Below are 13,556 nucleotides of genomic sequence, written 5' to 3'. Positions count from 1 at the left end.
CTGGCCATGGGGGCGTGTTCTGGGTTCAGTACGATCCGGCCGATGCGCGTTCCACGTTGTGGTATTGGCACGCTCGGGGCTTGCGCCGTCTGACGCTGTTAGCGTTCCCGCTTCGCAGCGGATTACATTCGAGGCTGCACACGCCTTTTGCGGATTGCTTTGACCGTAGAAAACAGTAGGCTTGCCTGACGCAAAAATAATAACCAAAGGCCGTTGTATGAGCCCCAATCTTAGCCAGCAGCGCAAATTCGTTTCCCCCGAGATCGTGTTTGGCGCGGGTTGTCGGCACAGTGCTGGCAACTACGCGAAGAACTTTGGCGCACGCAAGGTGCTGCTGGTATCCGACCCAGGTGTGGTTGCGGCCGGTTGGGTCGGCGATGTCCAGGCGAGCCTGGCCCGCCAGGACATCGACTACCATATGTTTACCCAGGTCTCAGCCAATCCCCGTTCCGAAGAAGTCATGCTCGGCGCCGAGGTGTATCGCAACGAGGGCTGCAACGTAATCGTGGCCGTGGGCGGCGGTAGCCCGATGGACTGCGCCAAGGGCATTGGCATTGCAGTGGCTCATGGGCGAAATATCATCGAATTCGAAGGCGTCGACACGCTGCGCGTACCGAGCCCGCCGCTGATCCTGATTCCGACGACGGCCGGCACCTCTGCGGATGTTTCGCAGTTTGTGATCATCTCCAACCAAGACGAGCGGATGAAGTTTTCCATCGTCAGCAAGGGCGCGGTCCCGGACGTCTCGCTGATCGATCCGGAAACCACCCTCAGCATGGATCCGTTCCTCTCGGCGTGCACCGGCATTGACGCGTTGGTGCATGCAATAGAAGCCTTCGTCTCGACCGGCAACGGTCCACTGACCGACCCGCACGCGCTGGAAGCGATGCGCCTGATCAACGGTCACTTGGTACAGATGATCGCCGATCCGACAGATATCGAGCTACGCGAGAAGATCATGCTCGGCAGTATGCAAGCCGGCCTGGCCTTCTCGAATGCAATTCTGGGTGCAGTACACGCGATGTCCCACAGTCTGGGCGGCTATCTCGACCTCCCGCATGGCTTGTGCAACGCGGTGTTGGTCGAGCATGTAGTGGCGTTCAATTACAGCGCTGCGCCCGAGCGTTTCAAAGTGGTGGCGCAAACGTTCGGCATCGATACGCGCGGCATGACCCATACGCAAATTCGCGACCGCCTGGTCGCCCATTTGATCCAGCTCAAGCAGGCTATCGGCTTCAACGAAAGCCTGGGGCTGCATGGCGTGAATATTTCCGATATTCCATTCCTGTCCCACCATGCCATGCAGGACCCCTGCATCCTGACCAATCCTCGCTCGTCGACCCAGCGCGACGTCGAAGTGGTATATGCCGAAGCACTCTGAGCAGGACGACGCTCTCGCTGGCCTGCTTGGGCTGGGGACGCATTCCGCACGCAAAAGCCATTATCCAGAGCTGGTTGCACGCCTAGAAGAACTGGAGGCCGAGCGCAATCGCTACAAATGGCTGTTCGAACATGCGGTACATGGCATCTTTCAAGCCAGCCTGCAGGAAGGCATCCGCGCGGCCAATCCTGCATTGGCAGGTATGCTCGGCTACGACAGCCCCTCGGACGCGCTCTGGGGGCTAACCGATCTATCGCATCATCTATTCGTCGGCGGTGAGGAAGAGCTGAACCGCATCCGCCGCATTCTTAGTGATCAACGGGGCCTGTTTGGCTATGAGACCCGCTTGCGCCGCAAGGACGGTAGCGCGATCGACGTAATAATGAACCTGCTGCTCAAACCCGACGAGGACGGTCTGGTCGAGGGCTTCGTTGCGGATATCACCGAGCGCAAGCTGGCACAGTCGCGCCTGTTGCAGCTCAACGAGCAGCTCGAACAGCGTGTCGTGGAACGAACCCTAGAGTTGCGCAAGGCCCGGGATGCGGCAGAGGCGGCCAATCACAGCAAAGACAAATACCTGGCAGCGGCCAGCCACGATCTGTTGCAGCCGCTCAACGCGGCGCGCCTGCTGATCTCGACCTTGCGCGAGCGGGGTTTGCCTAGCGCGGAGCAGAATCTCATCGAGCGCGCGCATCAGGCGCTGGAGGGAGCGGAAGATCTGCTCACCGACTTGCTGGACATTTCAAAACTCGACCAACAGGCTATCAAACCGGATATTGAGGTGTACCGTCTGGATGAACTGTTGTTGCCGCTGGTATCTGAGTTCCAATCAGTGGCGGAAGCGCAAGGCCTCGACTTCGACCATTACATCCCGGCATATGCGTTGCGCAGTGACTTCCGGCTGTTAACGCGCATCCTGCGTAATTTTCTCAGCAATGCCTGCCGCTATACGGATAAGGGCAGAGTACTGCTGGGCGCGCGCAAACGCGGCGATTTTTTGCGGATCGAGGTTTGGGACACCGGCTGTGGCATTGAAGCGAATCAAATGCAGGAGATCTTTCTAGAGTTCAATCAACTGGGCATTCAGCGCGCCGCTGAACGCGCCGGCGTCGGCCTGGGGCTGGCGATTGTGGACCGGATCGCCACCATGCTCGACTACCGCATACACGTTCGTTCGCAGCCGGGTCGCGGCTCGGTATTCAGCATCGAGGTGCCGCTGGCCGAGGTGCCGATGCGATCAGTCAGCGAAGCGCCTTTGATGATGCCGGTGCTGGGCGATCCGCTGCCAGGACGCAGATTATTGGTACTGGATAACGAGCTGAGCATTCTTCACAGCATGGCCGCGCTGCTTGGGCAATGGGGTTGCGAGGTGCTAATCGCCTCCGACAAGGCGGCTGCGCTGGTGGCTCTGAATGAGTTGCCGCCCGAGTTGATTCTTGCCGACTACCATTTGGATCAGGGTGCGACCGGCTGGGACGTGGCGCAGGCCTTGCGGGCACATTTCGGCGTGCCGATCCCGGTGGTGGTGATTACCGCTGACCGCAGCGACCAGTGCCGCCGTCAGCTGCAGGGCGTCGGTGTCCCGGTGCTGAACAAACCGGTCAAAGCTGGAAAGCTGCGGTCGATCCTAAGCTACCTGCTGTATCGTAATGAGCAATCATTCGGAACGGCGTAAGCCAGTTTTGAGCGCCATTGACCTATTCTGTTGTGGTCATCGTCCTTGAAGCGGGGATCGAATGGGTTCATGGCTGAGTAATCTATCAACCTGAGCGCCACGCGAAGCTGATCTGTTCGGCGAGCCCTGTATTCGATCCGCAAGGAGAACTGCTGGCGGTGCTGACGTTTCCTCGGCTCGGGAAGAGCTGTCGCACCAACAACGTTTCCACACAATAGCGCTCAGCAATCTGTCGGCAAAGCTCATCGAAATTTGTTTCTTTCTGCAGCGCGGTGAAGGTGCCTACCTGCTGCGCTTCCATGCACCGGCAAGGAGGCTTTCGCAGCGGCCCTACATCGCGCCAGTTCACGCCTGAACGAGCCTTTCGTTGCGCTCAACTGTTCGGCCATCCCCGAGACGCTGGTCGAAGTGAACTGTTCGGTTATCGCGGTGGCAGCTTTACCGGTGCTCGTAAGCAGGGTATGAGCGTCAAGCTGCAACAGGCAGACAGAGGCAATCTTTTTCTCGACGAGATTGCGAACATGCCGCTTGCCCTGCAGGCGCGGCTACTGCGCGTATTGGGGAGCGGCGGGTCATGGCGCTCGGTGCTGTCACGCCGACGCCGCTGGACATTCGAGTCATCAGCGGAGTCACCGCGACCTGCAGGCCTTGGTTGCTCAAGGCAGTTTTCGAGAAGACTGTTCGCCAATGGCTATGCGAAAGGAAGTAATGAACCAAAGCCAAGTAACCTGCATTGGCATTTTTCCTTCCCATAATTCGGATCTTTACTTCCGGGTACTCGTGAGGGCACTAAAAGCCGCCCAGTCGGTTAGATAATTTAACATAATATAGATTATGCGAAGTTCATTGTAATGGCGAGCCACCAGACATCCTGTTCACTGATGTCGCAATCTTTTAAAAAAAAGAATTATTTCTTTAAAAAAATAATCATAAAAAACATGGAGCTACGAAGCTGTCATCGATTCTTTCTTCAGTATTCTCGCTTTTAACAACACGACTTTGGTGTCGTCTGTACATGCTCATGAGTACACCGAACTATCAGCGTTAGGCTGCAGTTATGCTTGATAATGTTGTGGCGAGAACGAAGCTCGCGCCTTCTCCAGTCGATCTGGATCAGGACTTCGCCTAGGTTGCCTGGCAATTTTTGCTTCGAGTTTTGCAGGGGGCTCGGACTAGGCTCGAAGGTGGTGTCCTGCGGAGAAAATGACCTCAGTTGTCCGAAGCTTAGCCCTGCCACATGCTGGATGTGTGCTGTAACTGCTCCCACCTTCTACTCTGTAAACGTAACCCGGATGGTTGTTCACATCATCCTCTGCGATACACACCTCAGTAAGAGGCTCCATCAGCCAGTTCTTTTCGCCCCTAAGGTGGCCTGGTGACACCAGAAATGCTTGGGACAACCATAAGCGGTCGCCTAGCTCCCCGAGCACCTGCTGTAGTACTGGGACCGTCGGAATCATAAGCATGCTTCCTACTTGTTCATCTCCGTAGTCTCGAACTAGCTCCACGTAAAACCACGGACAATGAATATCCTGCTCTACAAACTGCCAGTGCTGTACTCGAGGATCTCCAAGAATGCCTCCCGGAAGAAGCTCTGCATGCCTGTACGTCATAAACATAGCAATCCCCTTGAAAATATTAACAATAGTTAATGGTGATCTGAGGTTCAAGCCTGCTTCATCATCCCTTTTACGGGGAAGAAAAAGAGATGGAGCTGAAGCGCGCGTTTGGCATGGCACTTAGAGACACTAGGAAAGCTCGAAATCTCATTCAAGAGGATTTTGGGGGCGTCAGCAGCCAAACGTACTTGAGCCAGCTGGAGGCCGGCACAAAGGGACCTAGCCTGGAAAAAACGCATGAACTTGCTTCTGTAATGGGCGTCCACCCTTTGACAATCCTGGCTCGTTGCTACCTTCTAGTAGATGACACCCTCACACTGGAACAACTCTTTGCGCGTATTCGTACAGAGATAGTAGGGAGCTCTGAGTGAGCTGCCAGGCGACTGATGAGGGTGTCGGAGCTCTCAAGGCTTTAGCTCCATCACACGTTATAAATTTGGCGCGCAGGAAATGAAAAAGGCGACCTACTAGAGGTCGCCTTGAACCAAGTTTCTTCACCGATACTAATGCCCGGGAGAGGAAACTCTTGGGCTGCCTGATCAAAATAACATTGACTCGGCAGATATGCCCAGTTGTTCTCTTCATTCTCGGCTTCGTCAATTTTAAAACCGCAACCCAGCCAAGCACATCACGAGATCACGCCGGCATTCGCGTTCCAGACGTAGACGGGACTGCATGCTGCGCGATGGAACCCCCCTTCTCTCTTCTCCCTTCTTCGCAGACTATGGCCCGCTTGGTACGCCTTGGTAATGATGCCGATTCAGACATACCTGCCCTGATTTGGATTTGATATGCGTGCACCTTGGCTACGCGTTTAAGCGACTTACCGGCTCCAACTCTTTGCCTTTTTCCAATGCAAAGCATTGCAGCGAACAAGTCGCTGAATGCCGCGTTAGTCACCAAGAAAGTGAGTGACCGCTAATGATCAGCCGTCTCAATCGAATAACTGCTTCAGGCCGGGAGTCGCCAGTTGCAACAGCCTTGAATCGGCCAGAAGCAGACACTTGTCTGATGTAGATTCCGCCCCTAATGCTGACGCTTGAAACTATTTACGACAGTAGGGGCGATTCACTGTCAACTCGCTCCCTCCCCAGACTCCGTGGAAAACCAAAAATAGGGCGTCAGAAGCTGCGCGCGATGACCATCCGCTGCACGTCGCTGGTGCCTTCGTAGATCTGGCACACGCGCACGTCGCGGTAGATGCGCTCGACCGGGAAGTCCTTGAGGTAGCCGTAACCGCCCAGGGTCTGGATCGCCGCGGAGCACACCCGCTCGGCCATCTCCGAGGCGAACAGCTTGGCCATCGAGGCCTCGCTCAGGCATGGCAGGCCGGCTTCGCGCAGGCAGGCGGCGTGGTGCACCATCTGCCGCGCCACGGCGATCTGGGTGGCCATGTCGGCCAGGCGGAACGCCACCGCCTGGTGCTCGATGATCGGCTTGCCGAAGGTGACCCGCTCATGGGCGTAGTCGCGCGCCGCCTCGAACGCGGCGCGGGCCATGCCCACCGCTTGCGCGGCGATGCCGATGCGCCCACCTTCCAGGTTGGCCAGTGCGATGCGGTAGCCCTCGCCCTCCTCGCCCAGGCGCAGCTCGGCCGGGATGCGCACTTCGTCGAGCTGGATCTGGCAGGTATCCGAGGCATGCTGGCCGAGCTTGTCCTCCACCCGCACCACGGAAAAACCCGGCGTATCGGTCGGCACGATAAAGGCGCTTATGCCCTTCTTGCCGGCGCCTGGGTCGGTGACGGCGAAGACGATGACCATGCCGGCATGACTGCCGGAGGTGATGAACTGCTTGGCGCCGCTCAGCACGTAGTGCCCGCCGTCGCGCCGGGCGCGGGTGCGCAGGTCGCTGGCGTCGGAGCCGGCCTGCGGCTCGGTCAGGGCGAAGGCGCCGAGCATGCTGCCTTCGGCCAGCGGGCGGAGAAAGCGCTGTTTCTGCGCCTCGCTGCCGTATTTCAGGATCGGCATGCAGCCCACCGAGTTGTGCACGCTCATGATGGTGGAGCAGGCGCCATCACCCGCCGCCACCTCTTCCAGGGCCATGGCGTAGGCCAGGTGGCCGGTCTCGGCGCCGCCCCACTGCTCCGGCACCAGCATGCCCATAAAGCCCAGCTGGCCCATCTCGGCGATGGCTTCGGCCGGGAAGAGGTGTTCGCGATCCCAGTCGGCGGCGAAGGGCTTGAGCCGCTCCTGGGCGAACTGCTGGGCCATGTCGCGGATCTGGATGTCCTGTTCGGATGGAATCATCTCGCTGCTCCTCTAGATGCGCTCTATGGCCACCGCGGTGGCCTCGCCGCCGCCGATGCACACTGCGGCCAAGCCGCGCTTGAGATCACGTTGCTGCAACGCCGCCAGCAGGGTAACCAGGATGCGCGCGCCGGAGGCGCCGATGGGGTGCCCCAGGGCGCAGGCGCCGCCGTGCACATTGAGCTTGGCGTGGTCAATGCCCAGCTCGCGCATGGCCGCCATGGGCACCACGGCGAAGGCCTCGTTGATCTCGAACAGGTCCACGTCGTCCAACCCCCAGCCGCTGCGCTCCAGCACGCGCCGGATCGCGGTCACCGGCGCGGTGGTGAACAGGCTCGGCGCCTGGGCATGGCCGGCATGCGCGACGATGCGCGCTAGCGGGCTCAGGCCGCGCTTCTGCGCCTCGGACTGGCGCATCAGCAACAAGGCGGCGGCGCCATCGGAAATCGAGCTGGAGTTGGCCGCAGTCACCGTGCCGCCGTCGCGGAAGGCGGGCTTGAGTGTAGGAATTTTCTCCGGTTTGGCCTTCGGCGGCTGCTCGTCGGCCGCGATTAGGCGTCGCTCGCGCCCGACCGGGGCCTCGACCGCGACGATCTCGTCGGCAAAATGGCCAGCGCTCATCGCCTGCTGGGCGCGACGCAGGGATTCCAGGGCGAAGGCGTCCTGCTCCTCGCGGGTAAAGCCGTAGCTCTGCGCACAATCCTCGGCGAAGGTGCCCATCAGGCGGCCACGCTCATAGGCGTCTTCCAGGCCGTCGAGGAACATATGGTCGAGCACCTGGCCATGGCCCATGCGATAGCCGCCGCGGGCGCGCTGTAGCAGGTACGGCGCGTTGGACATGCTCTCCATGCCGCCGGCCACCAGCACCTCGGCGCTGCCGGCCAGCAGTTGGTCGTGGCCGAGCATCAGCGCCTGCATGCCCGAGCCGCACATCTTGTTCAGTGTGGTGCACTGCACCGCCTGGCTCAGGCCCGCGCCGAGCGCCGCCTGGCGCGCTGGCGCCTGGCCCTGGCCGGCCTGCAGCACGCAGCCCATCAGCACGGTATCGATGGCATCGAAGGCGACGCCGGCGCGCTCCAGGGTGGCGCGGATGGCGGCGGCGCCCAGCTCACTGGCGCTAAGGCCGGCCAGGTCGCCGAGAAAACCGCCCATGGGGGTGCGGGCGGCGCTGACGATCACTATCGGGTCGGTTGGAATGGACATGGTTGTCTCTCCTGAAAATCGTTGGTTTGCCATGGGCCGCGGCTAGGCCGATCAGTTCACCGTAGCCCGGATGCAATCCGGGGAGGCGCTGTCCCGGATTGCATCCGGGCTACCTGTCCGTTATTTGGCTGCCATCCGCAGCGCGCCATCGAGACGAATCACCTCGCCGTTGAGCATGGCGTTCTCGACTATGTGGCGCACCAGCGCAGCGTACTCCTCGGGGCGGCCCAGACGCGGCGGGAACGGCACGCCCGTCGCCAGCGAGTGGCGCACTTCCTGCGGCATACCGGCCATCATTGGCGTCTCGAAAATGCCGGGGGCGATGCACATCACGCGGATACCGGAGCGCGCCAGTTCGCGCGCCGCCGGTAAGGTCATGGCGGCCACCCCGCCCTTGGAGGCGGCATAGGCTGCCTGGCCGATCTGCCCGTCGAACGCCGCCACCGAGGCGGTATTGACGATCACCCCACGCTCGCCCTCGGCATTGGGCGCATTCAGGGCCATGGCCTCGGCTGCCAGGCGCAGCAGGTTGAAGCTGCCGATAAGATTGATTTCGATGGTACGGCGAAAGCTGTCCAGGCCGTGCACGCCACTGCGCCCGAGCACCTTCTCGGCCGGCGCGACACCGGCGCAGTTGACCAGCCCGTGCACGGCGCCAAAGGCTTGCAACGCTTCGGCAACCGCCGCGCGGCCATCCTCTTCGCGGCAGATGTCGGCCTGCACGAAAAGAGCGCCGCCGCCCAGTGTCTCGGCGGCGGCGTGCCCGGTTTCGGCATTGATATCCAGCAGCACGACCCTGGCGCCCTGGCCGATCAGCTCGCGGGCAGTGGCCAGACCCAGGCCGGAGCCGGCGCCAGTGACCAGGAATACGGAGTCGGCAATATGCATCGGTGGTTCTCCTCGAATCAGTGGTTGGCGGCCGCCTGGGCCTTGGCGACTTCCTGGTTGCGCAGCAGGAAGCGCTGGATCTTGCCGCTTGGGGTCTTCGGCAGCTCGGTGACGAACTCCACCTCGCGCGGGTAGGCATGCGCCGACAGGCGCTTGCGCACATGCTGCTGCAGGGCCTCGGCCAGCTCGGCGCAGCCGTCCCGATCCGCATGCAGTACGACGAAGGCCTTGACCAGCTCGGTGCGTTCGGGGTCGGGCTTGCCGATCACCGCCGCCTCGATCACCGCCGGATGCTCGATCAACGCGCTCTCCACGTCGAACGGGCCGACCCGGTAGCCGCTGGTGGTGATCACGTCATCGCTACGGCCGACGAAGCTGATGCTGCCGTCGTCGTTGAGCTCGACGGTGTCGCCGCTCAGGTAGTAATCGCCGACGAAGGCCTTGGTGGTCATGCCCAGGTAGCCGGGAAACCAGAACAGCGGCGAGCGGCCCCGATCCACCGCCAGCACGCCGGGCTGGCCAGGCGGCAGCTCGCCGCCCTGCTCGTCGAGCACCACCACGCGGTGGCCCGGCACGGCATAACCGGCGGCGCCAAGGCGCACCGGGTGGGCCAGGCCGTGGTGGTTGCACAGCACCATGCCCAGTTCGGTCTGCCCGTAGTGGTCGTGGATGGTGCAGCCGAGGCCCTCAGCGAACCAGCGGATAACCTCCGGGGTCAGCGGCTCGCCGGCGCTGCTGACCGCGCGCAGCTGGCCCTTGAGCTGAGACTCGACCTCGTCCCTGGCGGCCAGCAGCAGACGGTAGGCAGTAGGCGAGCCGGCCAGGTTGCGGATGCCGTACTTGCGGATTACCCGGCAGGTGCTCTCGACGCTGAAGGCACCCTCGTAGAAGGTGGTGGCGTGGCCCATGGCCAGAGGCCCGGTCACCGCGTAGTAAAGACCGTAGGCCCAGCCCGGATCGGCCAGGTTCCAGAACGCCTCATCCTCGCGCAGGTCGACCGCGTCACGCAGGTAGCCGACAAAGGCGGCGATAGCCTTGAGCGGTACCGGCACTGGCTTGGCCAGGCCAGTGGTGCCAGAGGTGAACATCATCAGGAAGGCGTCGGAGGCCGAGCGTAGCACCGGCTCGAAGCGGTCGGACTGCCCCTCCAGCTCGGCCCAGAAGTCCGCCTCGCCGGCAGCGGCGTTCAGCGTCAGCAGTGGCGGCGCATCGACCACCTCGTCCAGCTTGGCGCGGTTGGCCGCATCCACCACCACCAGGCGGGTGCCGGCACTGCTCACGCGATGCTCGATGGCCTTGGGGCCGAAGGCGGTGAACAGCGGCTGGTACACCGCGCCCAGGCGCCAGGTGCCGAGAATGGTGATCAGCAGCTCGGGGGTGCGTGGCAGCATGCCGGCCACGCAGTCGCCGGGACGTACGCCGCGGCTGTGCAGGAAGTTGGCGAAGCGCGCCGACGCCTGCTGCAGCTGGGCGAAGGTCCAGGTGGCGCTGGCACCGTCACGCCCCTCCCAGTACAGGGCAACGCGCCCGCTGTCGGCATACCGGTCGCAGCATTCGATGCAGGCATTGAGCGCATCGGCACGCCCGGACAGGACGCTGGCCAGCGCCTGGTCGAGGTCGAATGCCTGGGCGGCGGTGGAGTAATCGTGCATATCGGGCTCCCGGCTTGTTGTTGTGTGGAGTGCCGGGAATGCTCGCTCCAGCCGGGGCGGCCGGCAATGTCGAAAGCCGTCGATCGGTTTGAGCGTTTTGGACAGCGCCGCTCAGTCCGGGTGATGCAGGGCGCGATATTGCCCCGGGGTGGTACCGGTCCATTTCTTGAACGCCTTGTAGAAGGCGCTGGTATCGGCGAAACCGAGGTCAAAGGCCAGTTCGCTGAAGTTGCTCGCGCCGTCGTCCAGCCGAGCAATAGCCAGGTCACTGCGCACCTGGTCCTTGAGCCCCTGATAGGACTGCCCCTCCTGAGCCAACTTGCGCCGCAGGGTCGAGGGGGCCATGTAGTAATGCCCGGCCAGCGCATTGAGGTCCGGCCAACGTTCCGGCTTGAGGCTACGCAGGTAGGCCTTGATCCGCGCCCCCAGACTCTGCGGGTCGCGGTAGCGCACCAGGATGTTGCCCGGCGCACCGGCGAGGAAGCGCCTGAGTTCGCGTGCGCTACGGCGCACCGGCAGGGCCAGGCAGTCGGCGTTGAACGACAGGCGGTTGTGCGGTCGCTCGAAGCGCAGGTGGTCGCTGAACATCACCCGGTAGTCGCCGCAATAGTCCGGCGCTGAGCAGCGCAGCTCGACGCCGAGGATGGCGATGCGCCGTCCAGCCAGCCAGCAGGCCAGGCCGTGCAGCATCAGCCACAGGGTAAAGCAGGCGAAGGCCCGGCACGGTGGTCTGCCGTCCTCGTAGAGGACGATCTGCGCCAGGCTGCCCTGGCGCTCCAGACGCACTTGCAGGTCATCGAACACCAGGCCGAGAAAATGCAGCATGCTCTGCAACGCACTGCCGATGTCCGGCTCGCTCAGCGCTGCGTGGGCCATATAGGCGAAACTGCCGGACTTCATGCGCCGCCCATCCATGGCGAAGAACTCGTCGTCCATCGCCGCGGCGATGGCCCGCCACAGGCGCGCGTAGGCCTGGGCGGAAACCCGTGCGTAGGGCCGCTGCAGTTGCGCCGGAGCGATGCCGGCCTGCTGCAGCAGCGGCTCGTCGGGCAGGCCGCGGCGGCGCAGCTCGAGCAGCGCCTCGGCGACTAGGTGGACAGAGATAGTGCCTTTCTCGGTGGTGCTGGCGGTCATCGGACTCCGTGCTTGCCGCAGGTGTTGGACGCGCACTGTGGCAGGCGCCGAGCGTGCAGACAATCGCCGCCAAGCATCAGCCGGCCCTGGCCGGCGCCAATTGCTCGATGCTGAGCTCGCGCATGCGAAATTTCTTCACTTTGCCGGTCACGGTCATGGGGAAGGCCTCGACGAAGAGGAAATGCCGCGGCACCTTGAAGTGGGCGATGCGCCCCTTGCAGAACGCACGCAACTGCTCGTCGCTGGCCTCGTGCCCCGGATGGCATTTGACCCAGGCGACGATCTCCTCGCCGTAGCGCTCATCGGGAATGCCCACCACCTGCACGTCGGCCACCGCCGGGTGGCCGAACAGGAACTCCTCGATCTCGCGCGGGTACACGTTCTCGCCACCGCGGATGATCATGTCCTTGTTGCGCCCGACGATGCTGACGTAGCCCGCCTCGTCCATCACCGCCAGGTCGCCGGTGTGCATCCAGCGCGCCCCGTCGATCGCCTCGGCGGTGGCCTCGGGGTTGTTCCAGTAACCCAGCATCACGCTGTAGCCGCGGGTGCACAGCTCACCGATCTGCCCGCGCGGTACCATGTTGCCCTGCTCGTCGACGATCTTGCTCTCCAGGTGCGGCTGGGTGCGACCGACGCTGGTGACGCAGCGCTCGAGATCATCGGTCGGGCCTGTCTGGGTCGACACCGGACTGGTCTCGGTCATGCCGTAGGCGATCTGCACCTCGGCCATGTGCATCTCGCCGATCACCCGCTTCATCACCTCGATCGGGCAGGTGGCGCCGGCCATGATCCCCGTGCGCAGGCTGGACAGGTCGAACTCGGCGCGACGCGGATGATCCAGCTCGGCGATAAACATGGTCGGCACGCCATAAAGCACCGTGGCGCGTTCCTCGGCCACCGCCTGCAGGGTGCTCAGCGGGTCGAAGGCATCGCCCGGATAGATCATGGTGCTGCCGTGGGTCAGGCAGCCGAGGTTGCCCATGACCATGCCGAAGCAGTGGTACAGCGGCACCGGGATCACCAGGCGGTCGTGCTCGCTCAGGCCCAGGCTCTCGCCGACCATGTAGCCGTTGTTGAGGATGTTGTAGTGGCTCAGCGTCGCACCCTTGGGAAAGCCGGTAGTGCCCGAGGTGTACTGGATGTTGATCGGGTCGTCGAACTGCAACTGGGCCTGACGACGACGCAGCACGTCGCGCGAGATCTGCCCGGCCAGGCCAAGCAGCTTGGCCCAGCCGAGCATCCCGGCGGTCGGCGTGCGCCCCAGGCTGATCACTCCGCGCAGGTCGGCAAGCCGCGTGGCATGCAGCCCACCGGGCGGGCTATCGGCCAACTCCGGGATCAGCTCGGCGAGCATGGCGTGGTAGTCGGAACTCTTGAACTGCTCGGCACAAATCAGCCAGCGGCAGCCGGACTGCTTCAGTACGTACTCCAGCTCGCTAAGACGGTAGGCCGGATTGATGTTGACCAGGATCGCGCCGACCTTCGCCATGGCGAACTGAGCGATGCACCACTCGGCGCAGTTCGGTGCCCAGATGCCGACCCGATCGCCCGGCAGCAGGCCGAGGGCGAGCAGGCCGCGGGCGCAGCCCTCGACTACCTCGGCTAGTTCGCCCCAGCTGTAACGAAGACTCTGATGGCGCACTACTAGCGCCTCTCTGCGTGCGTGCAGGCGCACCGTAGCGTCGAAGGCTTCGCCTATGGTCATGGCCAGCAGGGGGTTGTCCTGCGGGCCGCGGGTGTAGCTGAGCTGAG

The 13,556-nt window shown here is 62.6% G+C and carries 9 protein-coding genes and 1 pseudogene; 4 read left to right on the top strand and 6 right to left on the bottom strand.

The annotated features are described in order from the left end of the window. The first annotated feature begins 217 nt into the window (after window positions 1-217). The 4 genes and pseudogenes from ercA (at window position 218) to AC2LD7_RS21160 (ending at window position 5,046) form a co-directional block, all read left to right on the top strand. Window positions 218-1,381 (top strand): alcohol dehydrogenase-like regulatory protein ErcA, encoded by a 1,164-nt coding sequence (ercA, locus tag AC2LD7_RS21175; RefSeq protein WP_484599602.1) that lies wholly within the window; start codon window positions 218-220, stop codon window positions 1,379-1,381. Beyond that, a complete protein-coding gene (locus AC2LD7_RS21170) occupies window positions 1,365-3,056 on the top strand; it encodes a PAS domain-containing hybrid sensor histidine kinase/response regulator (RefSeq protein WP_484599601.1) in 1,692 nt (563 codons plus the stop codon). Before ercA ends, AC2LD7_RS21170 begins: the two co-directional genes overlap by 17 nt. Before the next feature lie 95 nt (window positions 3,057-3,151). Next, a pseudogene (locus tag AC2LD7_RS21165) lies at window positions 3,152-3,734 on the top strand (sigma 54-interacting transcriptional regulator); the annotation flags it as partial. A 1,030-nt stretch (window positions 3,735-4,764) separates the two neighbouring features. After that, window positions 4,765-5,046, top strand: coding sequence for a helix-turn-helix domain-containing protein (locus tag AC2LD7_RS21160; protein ID WP_232867024.1), 282 nt, complete (start codon window positions 4,765-4,767; stop codon window positions 5,044-5,046). Between the two features lie 750 nt (window positions 5,047-5,796). On the opposite strand, the gene AC2LD7_RS21155 is transcribed toward AC2LD7_RS21160, so the two are convergent. The 6 genes from AC2LD7_RS21155 to AC2LD7_RS21130 form a co-directional block, all read right to left on the bottom strand. Further along, on the bottom strand, window positions 5,797-6,924 hold the full coding sequence (locus tag AC2LD7_RS21155) for an acyl-CoA dehydrogenase family protein (RefSeq protein WP_484599600.1): 1,128 nt from the start codon (window positions 6,922-6,924) through the stop codon (window positions 5,797-5,799). Window positions 6,925-6,936: 12 nt separating this feature from the next. Continuing rightward, window positions 6,937-8,127 (bottom strand): acetyl-CoA C-acyltransferase, encoded by a 1,191-nt coding sequence (locus AC2LD7_RS21150; protein ID WP_267934373.1) that lies wholly within the window; start codon window positions 8,125-8,127, stop codon window positions 6,937-6,939. A gap of 120 nt (window positions 8,128-8,247) precedes the next feature. Further along, window positions 8,248-9,015: a 3-hydroxyacyl-CoA dehydrogenase gene (locus AC2LD7_RS21145; protein WP_267934374.1), complete on the bottom strand. Its 768-nt coding sequence runs from the start codon at window positions 9,013-9,015 to the stop codon at window positions 8,248-8,250. Between the two features lie 17 nt (window positions 9,016-9,032). Beyond that, window positions 9,033-10,667: an acyl-CoA synthetase gene (locus AC2LD7_RS21140; RefSeq protein ID WP_267934375.1), complete on the bottom strand. Its 1,635-nt coding sequence runs from the start codon at window positions 10,665-10,667 to the stop codon at window positions 9,033-9,035. Window positions 10,668-10,778: 111 nt separating this feature from the next. Continuing rightward, entirely contained in the window at window positions 10,779-11,801 is a 1,023-nt protein-coding gene (locus AC2LD7_RS21135) for an AraC family transcriptional regulator (RefSeq protein WP_267934376.1), read from the bottom strand. Window positions 11,802-11,877: 76 nt separating this feature from the next. Then, on the bottom strand, window positions 11,878-13,556 hold a 1,679-nt coding region (locus tag AC2LD7_RS21130), incomplete at its 5' end, for an AMP-binding protein (protein WP_484599599.1).

Source organism: Stutzerimonas sp., assembly GCF_982611455.1.
This window is presented reverse-complemented; position numbering and strand designations above follow the sequence as displayed.

Coding starts and splice junctions, on each gene's coding strand:
- AC2LD7_RS21155 (WP_484599600.1), bottom strand. CDS start 6,924: ATGATTCCATCCGAACAGGACATCCAGATCCGCGACATGGCCCAGCAG.
- AC2LD7_RS21135 (WP_267934376.1), bottom strand. CDS start 11,801: ATGACCGCCAGCACCACCGAGAAAGGCACTATCTCTGTCCACCTAGTC.
- AC2LD7_RS21160 (WP_232867024.1), top strand. CDS start 4,765: ATGGAGCTGAAGCGCGCGTTTGGCATGGCACTTAGAGACACTAGGAAA.
- ercA (WP_484599602.1), top strand. CDS start 218: ATGAGCCCCAATCTTAGCCAGCAGCGCAAATTCGTTTCCCCCGAGATC.
- AC2LD7_RS21145 (WP_267934374.1), bottom strand. CDS start 9,015: ATGCATATTGCCGACTCCGTATTCCTGGTCACTGGCGCCGGCTCCGGC.
- AC2LD7_RS21140 (WP_267934375.1), bottom strand. CDS start 10,667: ATGCACGATTACTCCACCGCCGCCCAGGCATTCGACCTCGACCAGGCG.
- AC2LD7_RS21170 (WP_484599601.1), top strand. CDS start 1,365: ATGCCGAAGCACTCTGAGCAGGACGACGCTCTCGCTGGCCTGCTTGGG.
- AC2LD7_RS21150 (WP_267934373.1), bottom strand. CDS start 8,127: ATGTCCATTCCAACCGACCCGATAGTGATCGTCAGCGCCGCCCGCACC.